The organism is Lysobacter sp. TAB13, from assembly GCF_052113885.1.
Taxonomy (GTDB): Bacteria; Pseudomonadota; Gammaproteobacteria; order Xanthomonadales; family Xanthomonadaceae; genus Lysobacter; species Lysobacter gummosus.
Map to the genome: position 1 here is coordinate 119,156 of NZ_JBFRDR010000004.1, position 22,730 is coordinate 141,885.

General features: G+C 68.0%; 22 protein-coding genes and 1 pseudogene. 16 read left to right on the forward strand and 7 right to left on the reverse strand.

Going from position 1 to position 22,730, the window contains the following annotated elements; genetic code table 11:
- The first annotated feature begins 20 nt into the window (after positions 1–20).
- The 15 genes and pseudogenes from gspE to AB4Y92_RS06705 all read left to right on the forward strand — a co-directional run.
- Positions 21–1,757, forward strand: coding sequence for a type II secretion system ATPase GspE (gspE, locus tag AB4Y92_RS06635; RefSeq protein WP_441819055.1), 1,737 nt, complete (start codon positions 21–23; stop codon positions 1,755–1,757).
- Between the two features lie 89 nt (positions 1,758–1,846).
- A complete protein-coding gene (locus tag AB4Y92_RS06640; protein WP_441818914.1) occupies positions 1,847–2,632 on the forward strand; it encodes a DUF4333 domain-containing protein in 786 nt (261 codons plus the stop codon).
- A 39-nt stretch (positions 2,633–2,671) separates the two neighbouring features.
- Positions 2,672–3,889 carry a type II secretion system protein XpsF gene (gene xpsF, locus AB4Y92_RS06645; RefSeq protein ID WP_057944153.1) on the forward strand — a complete coding sequence of 406 codons (1,218 nt, stop codon included), beginning with the start codon at positions 2,672–2,674 and terminating at the stop codon, positions 3,887–3,889.
- A 382-nt stretch (positions 3,890–4,271) separates the two neighbouring features.
- On the forward strand, positions 4,272–4,706 hold the full coding sequence (gspG, locus tag AB4Y92_RS06650; protein ID WP_057944152.1) for a type II secretion system major pseudopilin GspG: 435 nt from the start codon (positions 4,272–4,274) through the stop codon (positions 4,704–4,706).
- A 55-nt stretch (positions 4,707–4,761) separates the two neighbouring features.
- Positions 4,762–5,307 (forward strand): type II secretion system protein XpsH, encoded by a 546-nt coding sequence (gene xpsH / locus AB4Y92_RS06655; RefSeq protein WP_441819056.1) that lies wholly within the window; start codon positions 4,762–4,764, stop codon positions 5,305–5,307.
- Positions 5,304–5,786, forward strand: coding sequence for a type II secretion system protein XpsI (gene xpsI / locus AB4Y92_RS06660; protein ID WP_441818915.1), 483 nt, complete (start codon positions 5,304–5,306; stop codon positions 5,784–5,786). Before xpsH ends, xpsI begins: the two co-directional genes overlap by 4 nt.
- Before the next feature lie 8 nt (positions 5,787–5,794).
- Positions 5,795–6,490 carry a prepilin-type N-terminal cleavage/methylation domain-containing protein gene (locus AB4Y92_RS06665; protein WP_441819057.1) on the forward strand — a complete coding sequence of 232 codons (696 nt, stop codon included), beginning with the start codon at positions 5,795–5,797 and terminating at the stop codon, positions 6,488–6,490.
- A gap of 26 nt (positions 6,491–6,516) precedes the next feature.
- Positions 6,517–7,425, forward strand: coding sequence for a general secretion pathway protein GspK (locus tag AB4Y92_RS06670; protein WP_441819058.1), 909 nt, complete (start codon positions 6,517–6,519; stop codon positions 7,423–7,425).
- Complete coding sequence (locus AB4Y92_RS06675) at positions 7,422–8,594, forward strand: PilN domain-containing protein (RefSeq protein WP_441818916.1); 1,173 nt, start codon at positions 7,422–7,424, stop codon at positions 8,592–8,594. The genes AB4Y92_RS06670 and AB4Y92_RS06675 overlap by 4 nt, the downstream gene beginning before the upstream one ends.
- Complete coding sequence (gene gspM, locus AB4Y92_RS06680; protein WP_441818917.1) at positions 8,584–9,255, forward strand: type II secretion system protein GspM; 672 nt, start codon at positions 8,584–8,586, stop codon at positions 9,253–9,255. The genes AB4Y92_RS06675 and gspM overlap by 11 nt, the downstream gene beginning before the upstream one ends.
- Positions 9,245–10,045, forward strand: coding sequence for a type II secretion system protein XpsN (locus AB4Y92_RS06685; RefSeq protein ID WP_441818918.1), 801 nt, complete (start codon positions 9,245–9,247; stop codon positions 10,043–10,045). The genes gspM and AB4Y92_RS06685 overlap by 11 nt, the downstream gene beginning before the upstream one ends.
- 9 nt (positions 10,046–10,054) lie before the next feature.
- Positions 10,055–12,298: a type II secretion system secretin GspD gene (gene gspD, locus AB4Y92_RS06690; protein ID WP_441818919.1), complete on the forward strand. Its 2,244-nt coding sequence runs from the start codon at positions 10,055–10,057 to the stop codon at positions 12,296–12,298.
- Between the two features lie 795 nt (positions 12,299–13,093).
- Positions 13,094–13,933: a glycosyltransferase gene (locus AB4Y92_RS06695; protein ID WP_441818920.1), complete on the forward strand. Its 840-nt coding sequence runs from the start codon at positions 13,094–13,096 to the stop codon at positions 13,931–13,933.
- A 7-nt stretch (positions 13,934–13,940) separates the two neighbouring features.
- Positions 13,941–14,813, forward strand: coding sequence for a glycosyltransferase family 2 protein (locus tag AB4Y92_RS06700; RefSeq protein ID WP_441819059.1), 873 nt, complete (start codon positions 13,941–13,943; stop codon positions 14,811–14,813).
- Between the two features lie 75 nt (positions 14,814–14,888).
- Positions 14,889–15,002, forward strand: a pseudogene (locus tag AB4Y92_RS06705) (DUF6053 domain-containing protein); the annotation flags it as partial.
- On the opposite strand, the gene AB4Y92_RS06710 reads toward AB4Y92_RS06705, so the two are convergent.
- The gene (locus AB4Y92_RS06710; protein WP_441818921.1) at positions 14,959–15,936 is read right to left on the reverse strand and encodes an MBL fold metallo-hydrolase; all 978 of its coding nucleotides are present in this window, start codon (positions 15,934–15,936) and stop codon (positions 14,959–14,961) included. The pseudogene AB4Y92_RS06705 and the gene AB4Y92_RS06710 sit on opposite strands and share 44 nt — an antisense overlap.
- Before the next feature lie 115 nt (positions 15,937–16,051).
- On the opposite strand from AB4Y92_RS06710, the gene AB4Y92_RS06715 reads away from it, so the two are divergent.
- On the forward strand, positions 16,052–16,933 hold the full coding sequence (locus AB4Y92_RS06715; protein WP_441818922.1) for a hypothetical protein: 882 nt from the start codon (positions 16,052–16,054) through the stop codon (positions 16,931–16,933).
- A gap of 19 nt (positions 16,934–16,952) precedes the next feature.
- Here the strand turns inward: AB4Y92_RS06715 and AB4Y92_RS06720 are convergent, their stop codons facing one another.
- The 6 genes from AB4Y92_RS06720 to lpxO all read right to left on the reverse strand — a co-directional run bounded on the left by AB4Y92_RS06720 (position 16,953) and on the right by lpxO (position 22,595).
- Positions 16,953–17,216, reverse strand: a complete 264-nt coding sequence (locus AB4Y92_RS06720; RefSeq protein ID WP_441818923.1) for a hypothetical protein — start codon at positions 17,214–17,216, stop codon at positions 16,953–16,955.
- 12 nt (positions 17,217–17,228) lie between these two features.
- Positions 17,229–18,041, reverse strand: a complete 813-nt coding sequence (gene pyrF / locus AB4Y92_RS06725) for an orotidine-5'-phosphate decarboxylase (RefSeq protein WP_441818924.1) — start codon at positions 18,039–18,041, stop codon at positions 17,229–17,231.
- Between the two features lie 109 nt (positions 18,042–18,150).
- Positions 18,151–18,888 carry a type I methionyl aminopeptidase gene (gene map / locus AB4Y92_RS06730; protein WP_441818925.1) on the reverse strand — a complete coding sequence of 246 codons (738 nt, stop codon included), beginning with the start codon at positions 18,886–18,888 and terminating at the stop codon, positions 18,151–18,153.
- A 73-nt stretch (positions 18,889–18,961) separates the two neighbouring features.
- Complete coding sequence (locus tag AB4Y92_RS06735; RefSeq protein WP_441818926.1) at positions 18,962–19,369, reverse strand: hypothetical protein; 408 nt, start codon at positions 19,367–19,369, stop codon at positions 18,962–18,964.
- Positions 19,370–19,491: 122 nt separating this feature from the next.
- Complete coding sequence (ettA, locus tag AB4Y92_RS06740) at positions 19,492–21,153, reverse strand: energy-dependent translational throttle protein EttA (protein ID WP_441818927.1); 1,662 nt, start codon at positions 21,151–21,153, stop codon at positions 19,492–19,494.
- Between the two features lie 539 nt (positions 21,154–21,692).
- On the reverse strand, positions 21,693–22,595 hold the full coding sequence (gene lpxO / locus AB4Y92_RS06745; RefSeq protein ID WP_441818928.1) for a lipid A hydroxylase LpxO: 903 nt from the start codon (positions 22,593–22,595) through the stop codon (positions 21,693–21,695).
- Between the last annotated feature and the right edge of the window lie 135 nt (positions 22,596–22,730).

Here is a 22,730-nt window from a genome sequence, read left to right on the forward strand (position 1 = left end):
TGAACGCAGTAGCCACCACCATCGATCCATCCGTCAACACCGCCGCCGCAAGCAGCGGCGACATCCAGTTGGCGGTAGACACGCGCATTGTCGATGCGCTGCTCGCCAAAGGCCGGCTCAAAGAGCCCGACCTGGCGCGCGCGCGGCGTTTGCAGGAGGAAACCGGCGGCAGTCTGCTGGCGCTGCTCTCGCGCCTGGGCCTGGTGTCCGAGCGCGATCACGCCGAGACCGTCGCCGCCGCGCTGGACCTGCCGCTGGTCAGCATCAAGGACGCGCCGGAGATGCCGCCGGAGGGCGTGGCGCTGACTCTGAAGTTCATGAAGCAGTTCGCGATCTGCCCGGTGGGCGAGGGCGACAGTCACGTCGAAGTGCTGATGGCCGATCCGCAGGACGCCTATCAGATGGACGCGCTGCGTCTGGCGACCCAGCGCGAGATCAAGCCCTATGTGGCGCTGCGCTCGGAGATCGGCGATCTGATCGAGCGCTGGCATGGCCAGGGCCGCAGCGCCATGGGCGCGATCGTCGAGACCGCTGAGGGCGAAGGCGCCGGCGACATGGACGATGTCGAGCATCTGCGCGACCTTGCCTCGGAAGCGCCGGTCATCCGCCTGGTGAATCTGGTGATCCAGCGCGCGGTCGAACTGCGCGCCTCGGACATCCATATCGAACCGTTCGAAAACCGCCTGAAGGTGCGCTACCGCATCGACGGCGTGTTGACCGAAGGCGAAAGCCCGCCGGCCAACCTGACCGCGGCGGTGATCAGCCGCATCAAGATCATGGCCAAGCTCAACATCGCCGAGCGCCGCCTGCCGCAGGACGGCCGCATCATGCTGCGCGTGCAGGGCAAGGAACTCGACCTGCGCGTGAGCACGGTGCCGACCGCGCACGGCGAGTCGGTGGTGATGCGATTGCTCGATCGCGAAACGGTGGTGTTCGACTTCTACAAGCTCGGCTTCACGGACGAATTCCTGCCGCAGTTCCAGAAGGTGCTGGATCAACCGCACGGGATCATGCTGGTGACCGGCCCGACCGGTTCGGGCAAGACCACCACGCTGTACACGGCGCTGAGCAAGCTCAACACCAGCGACGTCAAGATCATCACCGTCGAAGACCCGGTCGAATACCAGATCGAGGGCATCAACCAGATCCAGGCCAAGCCGCAGATCGGCCTGGACTTCGCCCACGCACTGCGCTCGATCGTGCGCCAGGACCCGGACATCATCATGATCGGCGAAATGCGCGATCTGGAGACGTGCAAGATCGCGATCCAGTCCGCGCTCACCGGCCACCTGGTGCTGAGCACGCTGCACACCAACAACGCCGCCGGCGGCATCACCCGCCTGCTCGACATGGGCGTGGAAGATTATTTGCTGACCTCGACCATCAACGGCATCCTCGCCCAGCGCCTGGTGCGCAGGCTGGAGCCGACGCATGCGGAGAAATACCCCGCCTCGCCGGAAGAGATCGAGAAGTTCAACCTGCGCCGCTACCAGCCCGAGGGCGAGATCTGCCTGTACCGGCCGCGCCCGTCGGCGCTGGCGCCCAGCGGGTATCACGGCCGCACCACGATCATGGAATTCCTGGTCATGAACGACGAGCTGCGCCGCGCGGTGATGCGTCATGCCGGCATGGGCGAGATCGAGCAGATCGCGCGCGAGACCGCGAGCATGCGCACCATGTACGAGGACGGCATCGTCAAGGCGATGGCCGGGCTGACCACGATCGAGGAAGTGCTGCGGGTGACCGAGGATGCGTAAGCCCCGGCGGCCCGCGACGCCAGGCGCATGCGCGCCGCCGCGCCCGGACCTTGCGCGCGCGCGATGAAGCATTCGACATGAAACAGGCCATGCACGGACGCAGATGGATGAAGTGGGCTGGCCCGGCCGCCGCGCTTGTGTCGTTGACCGGGTGCGACGCGGCGATGGACCGCTGGTTTCCGCCGCAGCTCAAGCCCCCGCAGCTCGAACAACGCATTCGCACGCACATCGCCGAGCAGAAACTGCCGCCGCCGAAGTCGGTGTCGTGCCCGCGCAAACTCACCTCCACGCCGGGCGATACGGTGCAGTGCGCGGTGGTCTCGGCCGCCGGCGATCGTTATCACTACCGGTTCACCAGCGAACACCGCCAGGGCCAGCTGCTGCAATACGAACTGCGCGAAGTCCGGCCGTTCGTCACCGCCCGCGAACTGCAAGACACCATTGCGCGGACCCTGGCCGAGAGCGGTTCGGCCGCGGCCAAGGTCGCCTGCCCGGGTTCGCTGACCGGCCCGGTCGGCCGCCGTATGGACTGCGTGGCGACCTTGCCCTCGGGCGAGACCGAGCCGGTCTGGTTGACGGTGGTCCAGGTGGGGGAGGACGTCTCGCAAATGCGTTATCAGATTTCCATCCCCATCACCCGCGAGCGCTTGCAGGCCGGCTTGAAGGCGGCCTTGAACGAACGCACGAAGCTGAGCGCGCAGTCGGTGCAGTGCGACGGCCCGCTCGGCGAGCAGGTCGGCGACTTGGTGCGCTGTGTCGCAGTCGTCGATGACGCGCGCCGCGTCGGCTTGACCGTGAAGACCACGCAACGCGATCCTGAAACCCATATGCAGAACTTCGAATTCCAGCTCGACCCCACCAGCGCCCGCCACTGACTCCCTTCAACCGACCCACCGCCCAGCCGATCCCAGCGAATGCCCCTTTTCCACTACAAAGCCCTGAACGCGCGCGGCGAGCTGCTGGACGGCCAGATGGAGGCCGCGAGCAACGCCGAGGTCGTGCAGCGCCTGCAGGAACAAGGCCATCTGCCGGTCGAGGCCAAGCTGGCCTCGGAAGCGGGCGGGGCGTCGTCGTGGAAGGGCCTGTTCAAGCCCAAGCCGTTCACCGGCGCGCGGCTGGTGCAGTTCACCCAGCAGTTGTCTACCCTGCTCGGCGCCGGCCAGCCGCTGGACCGCGCCCTGACCATCCTGCTCGACCTGCCCGAGGACGAGGCGGCCAAGAGCACGGTCGCCGACATCCGCGACGCGGTGCGCGGCGGCACTTCGCTGTCGGTGGCGCTGGAGCGCCAGCACGGCACGTTCTCGCGCCTGTACATCAACATGGTCCGCGCCGGCGAGGCCGGCGGCAATCTGCACGAAACCCTGTCGCGCCTGGACGATTACCTGGAACGCAGCCGTCTGCTGCAGGGCAAGGTGATCAACGCGCTGATCTATCCGGCGATCCTGCTGTGCATGGTCGGCGCCAGCCTGATGTTCCTGCTGGGCTACGTGGTGCCGCAGTTCGGCGCGATGTACGAAAGCCTGGACGCCGAGCTGCCGATGTTCACCCAGGTCGTGCTGTGGGCGGGCATGTTCGTGCGCAACTGGTGGATCCTGCTGATCGCGGTGCCGGCGGTGGCGGTGCTGTGGTTCGACCGCAAGCGCCGCGATCCGGCGTTCCGCGAGGCGCTCGACGCGTGGCTGCTCAAGCGCAAGTTCGTCGGGCCGTTGATCGGCAAGATCGAAACCGCGCGGCTGGCGCGCACCCTGGGCACCCTGGTGCGCAACGGCGTGCCGCTGATGACCGCCATCGGCATCGGCCGCAACGTGCTCAACAACCGCGTGCTGGCCGCCGACGTCGATGCCGCCGCCGAAGAGGTCAAGAACGGCGTGGCGCTGTCCACCGCGCTGTCCAAGGGCAAGCGTTTCCCGCGCCTGGCCATGCAGATGATCCAGGTCGGCGAGGAATCCGGCGCGCTCGACGCGATGCTGATGAAGACCGCCGAGACCTTCGAGCAGGACACCGCGATGGCGCTGGACCGCATGCTCGCCGCGCTGGTTCCGGTGGTGACCGTGGTCCTGGCCGGCATCGTCGGCACGGTGGTGATGGCGGTGCTGTTGCCGCTGTACGACCTCACTAACTCAATCGGTTGACCATGAGAAAACCGACCAAGCATCCCCTCGCCGCGAAGAACCCCCAGCCCCGGCGCCCGCATCCCGAAGCCGAACCGAGCCGCCTGCGCTTGCGCAGCGAAGCCACGACCCGCCGCCCGCATCAGCCCAATCCAGCCACCACCGCCCCGCGCCGCAGCCTTGCGCCTGTTCATCCAGCGGCCTTGAACGCCCGCTGTACCGACTCGCGCGCACGGCGGGTTTCAGCGAACTTTGGCAATCGCTGCGGAACAGAATCCTTGCAACCCCGTTTTTGCCCGCCGGACGTTGAGGCTTCAGCATGGCCGGCCGCGCCATGCCCCGCCAAAGCCGCGCCCCATCTCAGCATCAACCTGTAACCCACTTTCTACGGATGACGACGACGATGCGTAACCTCCGCTCCAAGACCCGCTCCCCGTCCCCCCGCCACCAGCGCGGCATGAGCCTGATCGAGATCATCATCGTGATCGTGCTGATCGGCGCGGTGCTCGCCTTCGTCGGCAACCGCGTGCTCGGCGGCAAGGACCGCGGCGACTACAACCTGGCCAAGGGCCAGGTGCAGACCCTGGCCGGCAAGATCGACTCGTTCCAGATGGACACCGGCCGCCTGCCGGGCACGCTGGAAGAACTGGTCAAGCAGCCGGCCGACGCCAGCGGCTGGCTCGGCCCGTATGCGAAGGAAGTCGAGCTCAAGGATCCGTGGGGCCATCCGATCGAATACCGCCAGCCGGGCGAGAGCGGTCCCTACGACCTGGTCAGCTACGGCAAGGACGGCAAGGCCGGCGGCAGCAGCGTGGACGGCGATATCAAGAACAACTGAGGCCGGCGGTAAACACGCCAGGCAGATCAGGCCCCAGCGAGGTCGGTAATCGATGATGCGTTCGCGGCACAGTCCCTCCGCCCGAGGAGGGCGAGGGGAACAGGCCGCGACGCAGCCTGGGCCTGCGCGCGCGCGCGTTGGGCGGCGGCGCGTTCGCCAGCGCGGCATGTCCTTGTTGGAGATGCTGCTGGTGATCGCCCTGATCGCCGCCATCGGCGTGCTGACCGTGGCCGCCTTGACCGGCGGCATCGCCGGCATGCAATTGCGCTCGGCGTCGAAGGAAATCGCCGCGCAACTGCGCTACACGCGCAGTCAGGCGATCGCGACCGGGCGCTCGCAGAAATTCACCCTCGACCCCGGCGCCCACACCTGGAGCGCGCCCAACGGCCGCAGCGGCAGCATTCCCAAGTCGATCGGGCTGATCTTCACCGGCGCGCGCGAAGTGCAACCGCGCCGCGGCGAAGGCGCGATCATGTTTTTCTCCGACGGCGCCTCCACCGGCGGGCGGGTCAAGCTCAGCGCGAAGCAGGCGGCGTGGAACGTCGATGTCGCCTGGCTGACCGGCGAGGTCAAGCTCAAGCGCGGCGAGGCGCCGCGATGAGCGCGCTACGCACGACACCGGCGCCCTCAAAGCGCCGCCTGAGCGCGCTGCGGCGCGCGCCGTCCTCGCGCGAGCGCGGCTACACGCTGCTGGAAGTCATCGTCGCCTTCGCCCTGCTGGCGATGGCGCTGACCTTGTTGCTCGGCACCTTGTCGGGCGCGGCCAAGCAGGTGCGCTGGTCCAGCGATGCCGGCCGCGCCGCCTTGTATGCGCAATCGCTGATGGATCAGGTCGGCGTCGGCCAGGCGCTCAAGCCGGGCCAGCGCAGCGGCGATTTCGAGAACGGCCGTTACCGCTGGACACTGGGCATCACCCCCTGGCGCGATTCGCTGCCGGCCTCCAACCAGCCCATCGACCCCAACGCCATGCGCCTGTTCGAAGTGCAGCTGGCGGTGGAGTGGGGCGACGGCGGCCCGAGCCGGCGCTTGTTCCTGCGCACCTTGCGCAGCAGCACGGCGTCGAACGAGGTGTCGTTGTGAGTCGCGCGATGGCGACGCGCAGCGTGGCAAAACGCGCGGCGATCGATCGCGGCCGTGTGCGGCGCGCGGCGCGCGGCTTCACCCTGATCGAAGTGCTGCTGGCGATGGTGTTGCTGGTCGCCGGGCTGGCCCTGGCGTTCGCGACGCTGACCGCGGCAACCAAGACCGCTTCGCGCGGCGAACTGTTGGCCCAGCGCAGCGAACGCGAGCGCGCGGTCGAGGGTTTCCTGCGCAAACGCATCGCCGCGACCCGGCCGATCCCGTTCGCTTTCGATCAAAGCACGGCCGTGCCGCAGCGCTTCGTCGGCGAGCCCGACCGCCTGCGTTTCGTCGCCGACCTTCCCGATTACCTGGGCCAGGGCGGCCCGTATCTGCACGATTTCGCCATCGAGAACGACGGCGACCAGACGCGGATGATGCTGTCGCTGTCGATGGTGCTGGCCGGCGAGACCATCAAGGACGAACGCGAGCGGCCGCCGGAATTGCTGGTCGATGGCTTGAAGTCGGCGCGTTTTCGTTATCGCGCGATCGACCCGCAGCGCGGCGCGCTCGGCGACTGGCAAGAGCGCTGGCAGCAGCCCGATCAACTGCCGCTGTTCGTGGAGGTCACCCTGACCGATCGCGACGGCCGCAACTGGCCGCCGCTGGTGGTGTCGCTGCCGTTGGCCAGCGCGTCCTCCAACGGCTTCGTGCCGGAGCTGTGATGCGCGCGCATTCCGCTCCCCTCGCCATGATTCGCGCACGTTCGCGCAGCCGCGCACGCGCGCGCGGCGCGGCCTTGCTGCTCGTGATGTGGCTGATCGCGCTGCTGACGGCGCTGATCGGCGCGTTTTCGCTGACCGCGCGCACCGAAAACCTGCAGGGCCGGGTGATGGTTCGCGGCCTGGTCGCGCAGAACGCGGCGCGCGCCGGCATGGAGTACTCGCTGACGCGGGTGGCGATGACCGACCAGAAACTGCAGTGGCAGCCCGATGGCCGCCCGCATCGCTGGCGTTACGCCGACGCGCAGCTGGAGATCAAGATCGTCGATGAGAACGGCAAGATCGACCTCAACCAGGCCGACGCCGCGCTGCTGACCGCGCTGTTGCAGGGCGCGGGCAAGATGGAGCAGTCCGAAGCGGCGCGACTGGCCGGCGCCATCATCGACTGGCGCGACGCCGACACGCTGACCCAGCCCTCCGGCGGCGCGGAAGATGCCGATTACGCGTCGGCCTCGCGGCCCTACGGCGCCAAGGATGCGGAGTTCGAAAGCGTGGCCGAACTGGAACAGGTGCTGGGCTTCACGCCCGAGCTGTATGCGCGGATCGCGCCCCACGTCACGGTTTACAGCGGCCGCACCCGGCCCGAGCAGGCTTTCGCATCGAAGGAAGTGCTGGATGCTATGGGGTTGAACGGAAACCAGCTGGTGCAACAGCGAGAAAGAAACCAGCCGGGATCACAATTGCCGGGTGCCGACGGTAACGGCGGCGTCGGCGGTCTCGTCGGCGAACGCAGCGGCACCTATAGTATCGACAGCCGTGCACGGCTAGCGGATGGCCGTGAATCGGTTTTGCGGGTGGTCGTGCGAGCGGGAGGGGGGGCAGTTCCAGGATTGCCGTACACCCCGCTACGTTGGGAGGAGGGAGCTTCATCACGATGAACTCGCAGGTTGCCGAAGGCCGGTTGGGCAACAACCGGTTGAGAAGTCTGAGCGCGCGGCTTGCACCCGGGGCGGGCGGCTTTTTCTCATGGTGGGGACGAACCCTCGCCTCATGGTTGCCGCTGCGCGCGCGCCAGGCGCTGGGCGTGGATCGCGGCCGCCTGTTGCTGCAGGTCGATGGCGATCAGGTCCATCTGCGCCTGCAACAGGGCCTGGACGTCCGCGATCTGGCGGTGCTGCCCAGCCTGGCCGACTTGAACGCCGCCGGCGACACAGTCGTCGCCGATCCGCTGGCGCCGCTGCTGCCGCCTCGCGTGGCTGAATTGCCCAGGTGGCTGCTGCTGCCGCCGGCCGCCAGTTTGCGCAGGCGGTTGACGCTGCCTGCCGCCGCGGCCGATCGGCTGCGCGACGTGGTCGGTTTCGAGATCGACCGCCAGACCCCGTTCACCGCCGACGCGGTCGCTTTTGATGCGCGCGTGATCGGGCGCCGCGACAGCGACGGCCAGCTCGACGCCGAACTGGTGGCGGTGCCGCGCCAGTCGCTGGACCCGCAGCTCAACGCGATCGGCCCGTTGGCCTCGACCCTGGCCGGCATCGAAGTCGCCGGCGGCGACGGCGTGCCGCTGGGCGTGAACCTGCTGCCGCCGGCCCAGCGCCGCACCCGCAGCGATCCGTTCCGCTTCTGGAATCTGGCTCTGGCCGCGGTCGCGGTGTTCGCGCTGGCCGCGGCGATGTGGCAGGTGCTCGACAACCGCCGCGACGCGATCGTGACCCTCAAGCAGACCATCGCCAAGAACGCCAACGCCGCGCGCCAGGCCGCGACCCAGCGCCAGCAGATGGTCGATCTGATCGAAGGCCAGGCCTTCCTCGACCGCACCCGCGCCGCGCGCCCGAGCACGGTGGAAATCATCGACGAACTCAGCCGGCGCATGCCCGACAGCACTTACCTGGAAAAACTCGCGATCGAGGACGAAAGCCTGCTGATGATCGGTCTCAGCCGCGAGGCGTCTTCGCTGATCGGCAAGCTGCAGGGCACCAAGCTGTGGCGCTCGCCGGCGTTGACCGGCGCGGTCCAGCCCGACCCGGCCACCAGCCGCGACCGCTTCACCCTCACCGCCGAAATCGGCCCGCCCAAGCAGCAGACCCCGGAGGCCGCGCGTGGCCCCTAATCTGTCCGGCTTGCGCAACCTCGCCGCCGATCGCGAACGCTGGCTCGCGCTGGGCCTGTTGCTGGCCGCGCTCGGCATCGCCTACGCGGTGCTGATCCACCCGTGGTGGACGGTGCCGATGCTGGAGGCCGGCGACAATCTTCACGACCTGCAAGAGCGCGAACTGCGCCAGCGCATGGAACTCAAGCAGGCGCCGCAGATCAAGCAGCGCCTGGAACAGGTGCGCAAGCAGCAGGAGACCCGCCCGGGCTTCCTGCCCGAAGCCACCGCCGAACTGGCCACGGCCGGCTTGGTCCAGCGCCTGGAAACCGTGGTGCTGCAGGCCAGCCCCGGCAACCGCAGCTGCGGCATCGTCAACCGCTCGCCGCTGGCCGAGCCGCGCCGCGATCGCTACGCCCGCGTGGTGGTGCAGGTGCGCCTGCGCTGCGGCGCGCCGGAGACCGCGGCGGTGCTGCATTCGCTGGAAAGCGGCTCGCCGCGCCTGTTCGTCGGCAATCTCAACCTGCTGTCCACGCGCGGTTATTTCGTGCCCGGCACCGCCGGCCCGGCCAACGACGGCGGCCTGGACGTGAGCTTCGACCTGTACGGCTACCTGCGTCCGGGCCCGGCTCCGACCGCGGCGCCCGCCGCCCCTGCCGCGGGAGCCGCCAATGCGCCTTAACGACGCCAGCCCGCGTACCTGGCTGCTGGCCACCGTGGCCGGCTGGGCGCTGCTGACCTGGGTGCTGGCGCTGGCCGGCATGGGCCGCAGCGTCGATGCGCTGCCGGAAGACCCCAGCCTGGTCAAACCGCTGCCGCAGGTGCGCAAGAACCCGACCGACACCCTCGGCCCGCTCACCCAATACAGCGAAATCGCCTCGCGTCCCCTGTTCGTGGACGACCGCCGGCCCAAGCCGTTCTTCATGCAGGGCAAGGGCGAGGGCGAGAACCAGGCGGCCGCGTTCGACTACCTGCTGACCAGCGTGATCCTGACCCCGCAGCTGTCGATGGCGTTCCTGCAGCCGGCCGACGGCAGCGAGTCGGTGCGGGTCAAGCTGGGCGAGGTGCCCGAATCGCATCCGGCCTGGCGCCTGACCTCGCTGCAGCCGCGCCATGCCGTATTCGAAGGGCCCGAAGGCCGGCGCGAACTCGACCTGCGCGTGTTCAACGGCCAGGGCGGCGAACCGCCGACCGCGTCCACCTCGGCGCCGCCCGGCGCGGCGGGCCCGCAGCCGGTCGGGCGTCCGATCCCGTCGATCCCGCCGCCGCCGATGCCCAACCGCTCGCCGCAGGTCTCGCAGGTCTCGCAGGTGCCGCCGCCGCCCACGCCGCAACCGCAACCCGCATCAACCGAAGCATCCGCGCCGCTCACCGAGCAGGCGCAGATGGAAGCCATCCGCAAGCGGATCGAGGCGCGTCGCGCGCAACTGCGGCAGCAACAAGCCGCTCAACCACCGGCCAACACGCCGTAGAGTGAACGCATGAAGCTACGTCCCCAGCAATACGCCACCCACGCACTGGCCGCGGCGATCATCGCCTCGCAATTGGCCTCGTGCGCCAGCGTGATGTCGCCGCGCGTCCAGCGCAACGGCGATCCGCAGGCCCTGAAGGGTTCCAAGGAAGAACAGGCCGGCGCGCGTCTGCTTCATAACGGCGTCGAACAGGAACCGCTGGAGGGCAAGGCCGACGAAGACGGCCCCAAGGCGCAGATCCGCCGCGGCACCGGCCAGACCATCAACCGCAGCGCCGCGGTCAAGCCGCCGCCGGGGTTGCCGGTCACCACCGGCACCGCTTCGTTCAATTTCGAAGGCGAGTCCGTGCACGCGGTGGTCAAGGCCATCCTCGGCGACATGCTCGGGCAGAACTACGTGATCGCGCCGGGCGTGCAGGGCACCGTCACCCTGGCCACGCCCAAGCAGGTCAGCGCGGCCGAAGCGCTGAATCTGCTCGAGATGGTGCTGAGCTGGAACAACGCCCGCCTGGTCTACAGCGGCGGTCGCTACAACATCGTGCCGGCCGATCAGGCGCTGCCGGGCAACGTCGCCCCGCGCACCGGTTCGGCCGCCGACGCGCGCGGCTTCGAAGTGCGCACGGTGCCGCTGAAGTTCATCTCGGCCACCGAGATGGAGAAGATCCTCAAGCCGTACGCGCGTCCCAACGCGATCGTCAACGTCGATAACTCGCGCAACGTCGTCACCGTCGGCGGCACCCGCGCCGAGCTCGAAAACTATCTGCGCACGATCGAAGTGTTCGACGTGGACTGGCTGTCGGGCATGTCGGTCGGCGTGTTCCCGCTGCAGTCGGGCAAGGCGAGCAAGGTCGTGGCCGACCTGGAAAAAGTGTTCGGCGAACAGAGCAAGTCGCCGGTCTCGGGCATGTTCCGCTTCATGCCGCTGGACGGCGCCAACGCGGTGATGGTGATCACCCCGCAGGCCGACTATCTGGACGACATCAAGGACTGGCTGGACCGCATCGACAGCGCCGGCGCCAACGTCCAGCTGTATACGCAGGAACTCAAGTACATCAAGGCCAAGGATTTGGCCGATCGTCTATCGGAAGTGTTCGGAGGCCGCGGTAGCAGCTCGGGCGGCGGCGATGGCGCGCCTTCGTTGATGCCGGGGCTGGAATCCACCGAGGTGCGCGACGACGGTTCGGGCAACTCCAGCGCCGACATCGGCAAGAACAGCGGCGACAGCGGCTCAAGCGGCAGCGGTGGCGGTCTCGGCAGCGGCGCCTCGCTCGGCTCGCGCCAGTCCGGCAACGGTGCGGTGACGTTGGAAGTCGACGGCAGCAAGGTCGGCGTGGCCGCGGTCGAGGAGACCAACTCGATCCTCGTTCGTTCCAGCCCGCAGGCCTGGAAGTCGATCCGCAACGTGATCGAAAAACTCGACGTAATGCCGATGCAGGTGCATATCGAAGCGCAGGTGGCCGAGGTCACGCTGACCAGCGGCCTCGAGTACGGCGTGCAGTGGTTCCTGGAGCGCGCCACGATCGACAACGGCTTCGGCGACCTCAACCGCGACACCAATCCGCTGGTGCCGCCGAAGTGGAGCACCATCGCCGGCAGCATCGGCGGCAAGAGCGGCGACGGCTTGTCGTGGTCGCTGATCAAGAACAATGCCGCGGCCGTGCTTTCGGCGCTGGATGCGGTCACCGATGTGCACGTGCTGCAGACCCCGTCGGTGTTCGTGCGCAACAATGCCGAAGCCACGCTCAATGTCGGCACGCGCATTCCGATCGAGTCGGTGTCGGTCAACACCGGTACCGGCAACAACAACACCTACAGCCAGGTGCAGTACCTCGACACCGGCGTGATCCTCAAGGTGCGTCCGCGCGTGAGCCGCGACGGCATGGTGTTCATGGACATCGTGCAGGAGGTCAGCAGCGCCGGTAAGCCGCTCAACGCCAACAGCACCAATGTCACCATCGCCACCAAGAAACTCAAGACCGAAGCGGCGGTGCAAAGCGGTGAGACGGTGCTGCTGGCCGGCCTGATCTCCGATCAGACCGATCGCGGTTCCAGGGGGCTGCCGGGGCTGGCACGGGTGCCCGTGCTCGGCGGACTGTTCGGTCGCCAGACCAGTTCGACCGAGCGTCGCGAGACCATCATCCTGCTGACGCCCACGCTGGTGCGTAACCCGCAGGAATCGCGCGACTTGACCGACGAATACAGCCGTCGCTTCCGGGCGATGGAACCGCTCAATCCCAAGTCGAAGAAAAAGTAGCGCCGCTCGCGCCGCGAGCGCGATCAAAGCGACCACGTACGAGGCCGGCATTGCCGGCCTCGTTTTTTTGAATAGCCACCTTTGCTGTTCCCCCCTTTGAAAAAGGGGGGCAGGGGGGATTTGCTTTTACCAGCAGATCGCCACGCCCTGCAGCAAAGAGCCAAATCCCCCGGCGCCCGCGGTCGATCCAGGCTTCGTGCTGTCGCAGGCGCCGGCCCCCTTTTTCAAAGGGGGCGAATTAGCGCGCGCTGCCGTCCACACGGAGAGCGCCTTTGCTGTCCCCCCTTTGAAAAAGGGGGGCAGGGGGGATTCGCTTTTACCAACAGATCGCCACGCTCCACAGCAAAGAGCCAAATCCCCCGGCGCCCGCAGTCGATCCAGGCTTCGTGCTCTCGCAGGCGCCAGCCCCCTTTTTCAAAGGGGGCGAATTGACGCGTGCCGACGCTCGCTCCGAAAGCAGCCTTTGCTGTTCCCCCCTTTGAAAAAGGGGGGCTGGGGGGATTCGCTTTTACCAACAGATCGCCACGCTCCACAGCAAAGAGCCAAATCCCCGGCGCCCGCAGTCGATCCAGGCTCCGCGCCCTCACAGGCGCCAGCCCCCTTTTTCAAAGGGGGCGAATTGACGCGCTTTTGCCGCGACACCGCCATCACCCGCATCCGCCCGCGATCGCGCACACTATGCGCGTCCCTTACGAACGCGCAGATGCCCGAACGTCCGCACCCGCCCTCGTTCCGCTTCGCCGCGCCGCCGATCGCGCGCGGCCCGGCCCGGCCCGCGCGTGGAGCGCCGGCCCGATGAGCGAACTGCCCATCATCGTGGTCCCGGTCGGCGTCGACGACGACGCCCTCGACGCCTGCCTCGCCGCGCTGGAACTGTGCACGCCGCCGGGCGCGCGGGTGTGGCTGGCCGACGACGCCCAAGCCGGGCCGCGCGGTTACGCCATCATCGAACGCTGGCTGCAGCGCACCGCGCTCAAGGCCGACTACAGCCGCCGCCAGCGCAGCATCGGCGAGGTCGCGCACCTGGACGAAATCCTGAAGGTCTGCGGCGACGCCGACGTCGCCGTGCTCGCGGCCGACGCCGTGCCGGCGCCGGGCTGGCTGTCGCGCCTGCACGCCTGCTTCGCCGCCGACGGCGCCATCGCCTCGGCCACGCCGTGGTGCAACGCCGGCGAAGCGGCGTCGTGGCCGCGCATCGGCGAAATCGAACCGCCGCCCGACGCAGCCGACGCCGAACGCCTGGCGCGCGCGCTGGCGCAAATGCCGGCCGTGCATCCCGAACTGCCGGCCGCGATCGGCCACGCCGTGCTCCTGCGCGGTAGCGCGCGGCGCCGCGCCGGCGGCCTCGACGCGGCCAGCTACGGATCGTGGTACGCGGCCCTGACCGATCTGTCGCTGCGCCTGTCCGGACTGGGATGGCGCAATGTCCTGTGCGATACCGCCTTCGTCGCCCGCGCCGGCGAAGGCCGGCCCAGCGACGGCGACATGGACGCGCTGGCCGCGCGCTGGCCCGACTGGCACGCGCGCCTGGCCAACTTCCTCATGCACGATCCCCTGCGCGATCTGCGCCAACAACTCGCCGAACGCCTGGAACGCGTCGGCCCACCGGACATGCAACGTGATCTCTTCCTCTGACCAACCGATGAGCCCGGCCTTCAAGGGCCCGGCCTTCAAAGCCGTGGTGGTCAGCTACCGCAGCGCCGCCACCATCGACGAATGCCTGGAGCGGCTGCGCGCCTGCGACGGCGTCGTCGCGATCCGCGTGGTCGATAACCAGTCCGACGACGGCACCCTCGACATCATCCAGCGCCACGCCTCGCTCGATCCGCGCCTGCGCTTCATCGCCAACCCGGACAACCCCGGCTTCTCGGTCGGCTGCAACCAGGGCGCCGCCGATCTGGAGCCGGCGCCGGAGGAAGACGACTGGCTGGCCTTCGTCAATCCCGACTGCATGGTCGAACCCGACACGCTGCAACGCCTGCACGCGCTGGCCGCGCCGCTGGGACAGGTGCTGATCAGTGCCGATCTGGTCAACGAACAAGGCGAACGCGACGCCGCGGTGCGCCGCCGCGATCCGGATTTCGGCGCGATGCTGGCCGGCATCGCGCGGCCGTGGGCGGCGCCGAAAATGGCCGTGGCGCCGGACGACACGCAGGCGCTGCAGGTGGTGGAAGCGACCTCGGGCGCGCTGATGCTGATGCCGCGCCATCTGTTCGCGCGCATCGGCGGATTCGACGAAGGCTACCGCCTGCATGCGGAAGACCTGGACCTGTGCCGGCGCGTGCGCGAAGCCGGCGGCACCATCGCGGTGGCGAACGCCGTGCGGGTGATGCACGTGCGCGGCGTGTCCAGCCGCTCGCGGCCGTTCTTCGTGGAATGGAACAAGCATCGCGGCCTGTGGCGTTACTTCCGCAAATTCGAAGCGCCGCGGCGCGGCGCGCTGGTGCGCGCGGGCGTGTTCGCGGCGATCTGGCTGCGGTTTCCGATCGCGGCGATGCGCGCGGCGATGCGCTGAGGTCTTTTGTAGGAGGGGCTTCAGCCCCGATGCTTTTCTTTCAGGTGAGTCGATCGCTCGACTTCGCGGGCGCGCGCGATCGGAGCGAAAAGCATCGGGGCTGAAGCTCCTCCCACAAAAGAATCCACAAAGATTCCGCAGTTCGTCAAAGCTCCATCAGATCGCGCCCGATCACCAACTCACCCTTGAAATGCGGCGCCACCGCCGCCCGCCACACCTCGTCGGTCAAGGCAGGATCGCCGCCGGGCACGAAGTGATTGAGCACCAGCGTCTTCACGCCCGCTTGCGTGGCGAGCCTGCCGACCTGCTCGGTCGTCGTATGACTGTCGAGCAAATGCTGCCGCAACCGCGCCGCCTGCGCCTCGCTGGCGATCAGCTTCTCCAGCGCCGGCAGATACATCACCTCGTGCACCAGCACGTCGGCGCCGCGCGCCAGTTCGACCAAGGCCGCGCTGGGCCGGGTATCGCCGGAAAACACGATCGAGCGATCCGGCGTATCGAAGCGATACGCGAACGCCGGATGCATCGGCGGATGATCGACCACCGCCGCGGTGACGCGCACGCGTTCGTCGCGCATCACCTCGCCGCCGGCGCGCAACTCGTGCGTGCGGATCAGCGAGGCCAGCTCGGGCCGGCCTTCGTCGGCGATACGGGTGCGGATGTCGGTGTCGTTGAGGCGCAGGAACTGCCGGGTCATGCGCTTGAGCGGCGGCGGACCCCAGGTATCGACGCGATGGCGCAGATCCGCCGCCCAGGCCAGCCACAGCAGATTGCCGTAGTCGGCGTTGTGATCGGAGTGATGATGGGTGAGGAACACGTTGCCGATCGCGCCCAGCGACAAGCCGGCCAGGGCCATCTGCCGGGCCACGCCGTTGCCGCAGTCGATGACGTAGATCGCATCGTCCACCACCACCGCGCTGGCCGGCGCCGCGCGCAGCGCCTTGGGCGTCGGCCCGCCGGCGGTGCCGAGCAGGATCAGCCGCGTGCGCGACCCGGGTTTCGGGACGGGTTTCCCGGCCGGGCCGGCGTCCGCCGCGGCGAGCGCGGGCAGGGCGCTCAAGCCCAGCGCGGCGACTGAGGCGCCGAGCAGGCGGCGGCGTGTGCGATCGGTGAATCGGTCCATGGCCGTTAGCCTAACCTGCGACCGGGATGCGTGAAGGTTGTGAATGCACCTGTCCACCGGGCGACCCGTATAGTCGGCCGACACGGGCCCGCGGGCCGACCACAAGGAACCGGTCATGTCCTTCTTCAGCAAGCTGTTCGGCGGCCGGCCCGAGGGGCGGCCGCTGGAGCATCCGATGGATCTGCACGCCTTCGCCGACCGCTACGCGGCATTGCTGCGCGAGGCCTGGCCGCAGGCGAGGCTGGCGATCACGCACGGCGCGCTGGTCGCGGACACGCGCATCGAGTGGTCGTTGCCGGACGGCTTCAAGGCCACGAATTTTCTCGGCAACAGTTACCAGCGTTATCTCGACGCGCCGCAGCGGCTGAGCGAGGTGCTGAGCGATCAGCTGGCCTCGGCGCGGGCGATGCAGCGCAGTTTCGCCAGTGGCGACAACGACGATGCCGATCGCGCCAACGCGGTGATCCTGCCGGTGCTCAAGACTCGCGGCTGGCATGAGATCGCATTGCAGCAGGCGCGCTCCATCGGCGCGGGCGCGCAGATTCCCTTCATCGTCGAACCGCTGGCCGGCGATCTGGTGCTGACCTATGTCGAAGACACGCCCGAGTCGATGAGCTTCCTGTCGCCGACCGAAGCCGAACGCCGCGGCCTGGGCCGCGAAGCGCTGCACGCGCAGGCACTGAACAACCTGACCAAATTCCTGCCCGAACTTCAGATCCAGGGCGGCGAAGGCCGTTATGTCGCGCGCCTGGACCGCAACTACGACGCCAGCATGGTGCTGTTGTTCGACCGCTGGCGCGAGCGCATCGACGTGCAGGGCGATCCGGTGTTCGCGATCGCCGCGCGCGATGAGGTGATGGTCTGCGGCAGCGACGACGCGGACAGCGTGGCGTCGCTGAAGGACATCGCCGCGCAGATCGAACAGTCCTCGGCCTATAACCTGTCGCGGGCGCTGTACGTGTTCCGCGAAGACCGCCTGCAGGTGCTGGCCGATTGAAGCGGCGCCGGCGCCGCGGTCAGCCGGCGCGCGGTTCGACCGCGGCGATCAAGGCTTCCAGCTCGGCCTGTTCCTGCGCCGTGCACGGCTCGATGAAATGCAGCTCCGGCCCGTAGGCCAGGTCGAACTTCGCGTTCACCCGTTTTCCGCGCCAGCGGCATAAGAAGAAATCCGCTTCGGGGACAAGACCTTCGCCGAGCAGCTCGACCTCGCCGCGCGCGAACAGCACGCGCAGCGCGGCGGCTACCTCGTGGTTGTCCATGTGCAGGAACGAGCGGCTCACGCGCGGCCGCGCTCAGCGGTAGCGGTTGATCTGATCGCGCAGCGACTTCGCGGCAATGGCTGCGGCCTTTGCGTAATCCTCGCCAGCGGAGGCGTACAGGATCGCGCGCGAGCTGCTGACCATCAGGCCGGTGCCGTCGGCGGTCTTGGCGTTGCTGACCACCGCTTCGACATCGCCGCCCTGGGCGCCGACGCCGGGCACCAGGAACGGCACGTCGCCGACGATCGCGCGCACTTCGCGCAGTTGCGAGGGCCAGGTCGCGCCGACCACCAGCGAGCAGTTGCCGTTGCCGTTCCAGTCGCGCGCGACTTTTTCCGCGACGTGCTGATACAGCGGGCGGCCATCGACGAGCAGATCCTGCAGATCGCCGGCGCCGGGATTGGAGGTGCGGCACAGCACCACCACGCCGCGGTCGGCGCGATCGAGAAACGGCTGCACCGAATCGCGACCCAGGTAGGGGTTGGCGGTGACCGCGTCGGCGCCGTAGCGGTCGAAGGCCTCGCTCACGTAATGCTGGGCGGTGCTGCCGATGTCGCCGCGCTTGCTGTCCAGGATCACCGGGATGCCGGGATGCGTGGCGTGCACGTATTCGATCAGGCGGGTGAGCGCGTCTTCGGCGCGCAGCGCGGCGAAGTGGGCGATCTGCGGCTTGAACGCGCAGGCGTACTCGGCGGTGGCGTCGATGATGTCGCGATTGAAGGCGAACACTGCGTCGCCGTCGCTGGCGAACCGGGCCGGGAATTTCGCCGGCTCCGGGTCCAGGCCGACGCAGACCAGGGTGTCGGCGCTGTGCCAGCGCTGCCGCAACGACTGCATGAAACTCATATCGGGAATCCTTGTTGGGCCGGCGGCATCAGTCGCCGCGGCTTGAAGAAAAAATCCGGCCGGAAAACTATCGCGTCGCCACGTTCCCGCGAATCCCGAATCCCGGCCTTCAAGTGACGATGATCGGTTCGCCCGAAGTCACCACCACCGTGTGTTCGAACTGCGCGGCGAACCCGCGGCGGCAGCGCATCGCCCAGCCGTCCGCGCCTTCGTCGGTCTGGGTGCAATGGGTGGCCAGGAACGGTTCGACCGTGATCACCATGCCTTCGTGCAGGCGGCGGGTGTCGCGCGGATCGTAATAGCCGGGGATGTTGCCCGGCGCTTCGTGCAGGGCGCGGCCGACGCCGTGGCTGCCGAGGTTGCGGATCACGCGCAGGCCGCGCTTGGCGGCGACGCCTTCGACGGTGCGGCCGATGCTGTTGATCAGGTTGCCGGCGCGCAGTTGCGCGATCGCGGTGTCGCGCGCTTCCAAGGTCGCGTCGAGCAGTTTCTGCTGGGTCGCGTTGGGCGCGCCGATGACGAAACTGCCGCCGGTGTCGGCGAAGTAGCCGTCGAGTTCGGCCGAGACGTCGATGTTGATCAGGTCGCCCTCGCGCAGCACGGTCGCGTCGGGGATGCCGTGCGCGGCCACCGCGTTGATGCTGATGCAGGTCGCGCCGGGGAAGTCGTAGGTCAGCTGCGGCGCCGAGCGCGCGCCGGCGTCGCGCAGCATCGCCGCGCCGATGGCGTCGAGATCGCGCGAGACCGCGCCGGGGACGGCGGCTTCGCGCATGGTCGTCAGGATCGACGCCACCAGCGAGCCGGCGCGGCGCAGGCCTTCGAGTTCGAATGCGTGCAGGACGGTCATGGGGTCATCCTCGGGTTCGGCGCGGGTGTGCGTGCATGATCGCGCAATGCGCGTGTTCCGGGCGTGCGGGCGTTCACGTCAGGGCGCGGATCAGCAGCGCCAGCGCCACGCTGGCGACGGTGCTGACCGCGGCGATGATCGCGCTGTCCTTGAAGCTGGTGCGCAGCGCCAGCATGAACGCTGCGATGAACGAGCCGAGCAGGATGGCCAGTATCACGAAGGCGCCGGTGCCCTGGAACTGGGTGATGCCGGTGGACGCGCCGAAACTGAGCAGGCCGAAGATCACCAGCACCGGCAGGATCGCTGCGTAGATCACCGCCCAGGCGGCTTCGCCGTAGCTCACCGCGCAACCGACCAACTTGTCGGCGCTGATCCGCACCGTCACGGTGGTGACGGCGAACCAGGCGCCGAGTTTCAACGCGGCTTCCGGCGCGAACGCCAGCAGCGCGATGAAGGCGAGGATCGGCAGAAGGATCGGCATGACGGTACGGCTCGACGGGAATTGCGAATGGCATGGCTATGGTCGGCACCGCGCGTGAAGATCTCGACGCCGGGTATGCCGAACGAATCGGGCCGCGTCGATCGACGCGGCCCGATGGGGTCTTACTTCAGCGCCTTGAACCGCAGACGATGCGGCCTTGCGCCTTCTTCGCCGAGGCGACGCTTCTTGTCGTCTTCGTACTCGCGATAGTTGCCCTGGAAGAACTCGACGTGCGAGTCGCCTTCGAAGGCCAGGATGTGGGTCGCGATGCGGTCCAGGAACCAGCGGTCGTGCGAGATGACCACCGCGCAGCCCGGGAACTCCAGCAGCGCGTCTTCCAGCGCGCGCAGGGTTTCCACGTCCAGGTCGTTCGAGGGTTCGTCGAGCAGCAGCACGTTGCCGCCCTGCAGCAGGGTCTTGGCCAGATGCAGGCGGCCGCGTTCGCCGCCCGACAGCGTGCCGACCATCTTCTGCTGGTCCTGGCCCTTGAAGTTGAAGCGGCCCAGGTAGGCGCGCGACTGAATCTCGACGCCGTTGATGTTGAGGATGTCGGCGCCGCCGGAGATTTCCTGGAACACGTTGTGGTTGCCGTCGAGCTTGTCGCGGCTCTGATCGACATAGGCGATCTTGGTGCTCGGGCCCTTGACGATCTCGCCCTTGTCCGGGGTTTCCTGGCCGGTGACCATCTTGAACAGGGTCGACTTGCCGGCGCCGTTGGGACCGATGATGCCGACGATCGCGCCGGCGGGGATGATGAAGCTCAGGTCGTCGATCAGCAGGCGGTCGCCGAAGGACTTGGACACGTTCTTGAACTCGATCACCGAGTTGCCCAGGCGCTCGCCCGGCGGGATGAAGATTTCATTGGTCTCGTTGCGGCGCTGGTACTCGACCGAGTTGAGCTCTTCGAAGCGCGCCATGCGCGCCTTGCCCTTGGTGCGGCCGCCCTTGGCGTTGCTGCGCACCCATTCCAGTTCCTTCGCCAGCGCCTTCTGGCGGGCCTTTTCGCCGGATTCTTCCTGCTTGAGGCGCTCGGACTTCTGCTCCAGCCACGCGGTGTAGTTGCCCTTCCACGGGATGCCCTTGCCGCGGTCGAGTTCGAGAATCCACTCGGCGGCGTTTTCGAGGAAGTAGCGATCGTGGGTGACGGCCACCACCGTGCCGGTGTAGCGGGTCAGGAACTGTTCCAGCCATTCGACCGATTCGGCGTCGAGGTGGTTGGTCGGTTCGTCGAGCAGCAGCATGTCGGGCTTTTGCAGCAGCAGCTGGCACAGCGCGACGCGGCGCTTCTCGCCGCCCGACAGCTTGCCGATGATCGCTTCCCACGGCGGCAGGCGCAGCGCGTCGGCGGCGACTTCCAACTGGTGTTCCAGGGTGTGGGCGTCGCCGGAGGCGAGGATCGCTTCCAGGCGCTGTTGCTCGGCGGCGAGCTTGTCGAAGTCGGCGCCTTCCTCGGCGTAGGCGTCGTAGATCTTGTCGAGCGCGGCCTGGGCGCTGAGTACGTCGCCCACGCCGACCTCGACCGCTTCGCGCACGGTGTGTTCCGGGTTGAGCTGCGGCTCCTGGGCCAGGTAGCCGACCTTGATGCCGGTGGCCGGGCGCGCTTCGCCGGTGAAGTCCTGATCGACGCCGGCCATGATCTTGAGCACGGTGGACTTGCCGGCGCCGTTCAGGCCGAGCAGGCCGATCTTGGCGCCGGGGAAGAACGACAGCGAGATGTCCTTGATGATCTGACGCTTCGGCGGCACGGTCTTGCTGACGCCGTTCATGGTGTAGATGTATTGCATGCGAACTCCGAAGCATGGACGCGCCGAGCCGGGCCGGGGAAGGCCGCAGGGGCGGGGCGGGAAACGAGGATTATCCCGCAGGCGCCGGCTGGGTTCCAGCGCGGGGGATGGGATCAGGAGATGGTGGCGCGGGGCGGGGATTCAAATTGGCCGGGGTGTGGGCCGTTGGAGTCGCAAAGGGGTGCGGGATTGGAGTTTCCGGGGCTGCGTTGCTGCCAGGCCGTTGTTTCCGCACAGGTCGTCATTCCCGCGAAGGCGGGAATCCAGAGGCTTCAGCGTCATCCTCCAAGACCGTCATTCCCGCGAACGCGGGAATCCAGAGACTTCAGCGCCATCCTCCAAGACCGTCATTCCCGCGAAGGCGGGAATCCAGAGACTTCAGCGCCATCCCTCCAGGCCGTCATTCCCGCGAACGCGGGAATCCAGCGACTTCAAAGGTTCTCGCCCGAAAGGCCCTGGATTCCCGCTTTCGCGGGAATGACGGCCTGGAGAGAGGGCGAAGGACTCCGTGTAGTCAGGCGGGGAGCAAGCCCCCAACCTCAAAGCCAGACAATAAACGCCACCAGCGCCACCACCGCCGCGTACTTGAAGAAGTAGTACGTCCCCTTGCTGCGTTCCTTCAGCCCCTTGGCCTTGAGCCGCAAGGTGTAGAAGTACTTGAACGCCTTGTTGATCCCGCCGGTCTTGTCGCCCTCGTTATTGGGCGAGGCGCCGGCTGCGATCAGGCGTTTGGCGATGAAACGGTTCAGCCCGCGCGCCCAACCCCAGCGCATCGGCCGCTCGATGTCGCAGAACAGGATGATGCGGTTCTGGCTGGAGCCGTTCTGGGCCCAGTGGATGTAGGTCTCGTCGAACATGGTCCATTCGCCGTCGCGCCAGCTGTAGCGCTGGCCGTCCACGTCGATAAAACAGGCGTCGTCGTTGGGCGTATCCAGCCCCAGGTGCAGGCGCAGCGAGCCGGCGTAGGGGTCGCGGTGCGGGCGCAGTTCGCCGCCCGGCGGCAGTTCGGTGAACATCGCCGCCTTGACGCTGGGCACCTCGCGCAACAGCTGGGTGGTGACCGGGCACAGCTCGGCGGCCGAGGGATGGGCGTCGTCGTACCATTTCAGGTAGAAGCGCTTCCAGCCGCGGCGGAAGAACGAGTTGAAGCCGACGTCGTTGTAGCCCTCGGCGGCCTTGATCTGCTGCAGTTCGCGCAGATGCAGGGCTTCGGCACGGATTTCGCGCCAGCGCGCGCGCAGCGGCTCCAGTTCCGGGAAGTACTGGTCCGGGCTCAGGAAGGCGGTGGTCGGCACCCGCGAGCAGGCGTACATCAGCACGTTGATCGGGGCCATGAAGGTCGAATGGTCCAGCAACTGCCGGCCCAGACGATGGCGCACCCGGCCGCGGTAATGCACGTAAACCGCGCTGGCGAGGAACAGGAAGACGAAGACCCATTTCATGGTCGCAACATCCGAATCAGGGGCCGCGCAAGTCGGGGGCGCCGGGGTGGGGCGGCGGGTCCGGCGGCTGGGCGGGCACATTAAAAGTGTGAGGCGAGTATTGTCCGCCGGAGCGGGCGCCGATGGCAGCCCCGC

What these genes read in the sequence shown, in the direction of transcription:
- AB4Y92_RS06735 (WP_441818926.1), bottom strand. Translation starts at nt 19,369, where the DNA reads ATGCCGATCCTTCTGCCGATCCTCGCCTTCATCGCGCTGCTGGCGTTC.
- AB4Y92_RS06710 (WP_441818921.1), bottom strand. Translation starts at nt 15,936, where the DNA reads ATGGACCGATTCACCGATCGCACACGCCGCCGCCTGCTCGGCGCCTCA.
- gspD (WP_441818919.1), top strand. Translation starts at nt 10,055, where the DNA reads ATGAAGCTACGTCCCCAGCAATACGCCACCCACGCACTGGCCGCGGCG.
- AB4Y92_RS06700 (WP_441819059.1), top strand. Translation starts at nt 13,941, where the DNA reads ATGAGCCCGGCCTTCAAGGGCCCGGCCTTCAAAGCCGTGGTGGTCAGC.
- map (WP_441818925.1), bottom strand. Translation starts at nt 18,888, where the DNA reads ATGACCGTCCTGCACGCATTCGAACTCGAAGGCCTGCGCCGCGCCGGC.
- AB4Y92_RS06665 (WP_441819057.1), top strand. Translation starts at nt 5,795, where the DNA reads ATGGCGACGCGCAGCGTGGCAAAACGCGCGGCGATCGATCGCGGCCGT.
- pyrF (WP_441818924.1), bottom strand. Translation starts at nt 18,041, where the DNA reads ATGAGTTTCATGCAGTCGTTGCGGCAGCGCTGGCACAGCGCCGACACC.
- AB4Y92_RS06685 (WP_441818918.1), top strand. Translation starts at nt 9,245, where the DNA reads ATGCGCCTTAACGACGCCAGCCCGCGTACCTGGCTGCTGGCCACCGTG.
- AB4Y92_RS06715 (WP_441818922.1), top strand. Translation starts at nt 16,052, where the DNA reads ATGTCCTTCTTCAGCAAGCTGTTCGGCGGCCGGCCCGAGGGGCGGCCG.
- xpsF (WP_057944153.1), top strand. Translation starts at nt 2,672, where the DNA reads ATGCCCCTTTTCCACTACAAAGCCCTGAACGCGCGCGGCGAGCTGCTG.
- gspG (WP_057944152.1), top strand. Translation starts at nt 4,272, where the DNA reads ATGCGTAACCTCCGCTCCAAGACCCGCTCCCCGTCCCCCCGCCACCAG.
- xpsI (WP_441818915.1), top strand. Translation starts at nt 5,304, where the DNA reads ATGAGCGCGCTACGCACGACACCGGCGCCCTCAAAGCGCCGCCTGAGC.
- ettA (WP_441818927.1), bottom strand. Translation starts at nt 21,153, where the DNA reads ATGCAATACATCTACACCATGAACGGCGTCAGCAAGACCGTGCCGCCG.
- AB4Y92_RS06695 (WP_441818920.1), top strand. Translation starts at nt 13,094, where the DNA reads ATGAGCGAACTGCCCATCATCGTGGTCCCGGTCGGCGTCGACGACGAC.
- xpsH (WP_441819056.1), top strand. Translation starts at nt 4,762, where the DNA reads ATGCGTTCGCGGCACAGTCCCTCCGCCCGAGGAGGGCGAGGGGAACAG.
- AB4Y92_RS06675 (WP_441818916.1), top strand. Translation starts at nt 7,422, where the DNA reads ATGAACTCGCAGGTTGCCGAAGGCCGGTTGGGCAACAACCGGTTGAGA.
- AB4Y92_RS06670 (WP_441819058.1), top strand. Translation starts at nt 6,517, where the DNA reads ATGATTCGCGCACGTTCGCGCAGCCGCGCACGCGCGCGCGGCGCGGCC.
- lpxO (WP_441818928.1), bottom strand. Translation starts at nt 22,595, where the DNA reads ATGAAATGGGTCTTCGTCTTCCTGTTCCTCGCCAGCGCGGTTTACGTG.
- AB4Y92_RS06640 (WP_441818914.1), top strand. Translation starts at nt 1,847, where the DNA reads ATGCACGGACGCAGATGGATGAAGTGGGCTGGCCCGGCCGCCGCGCTT.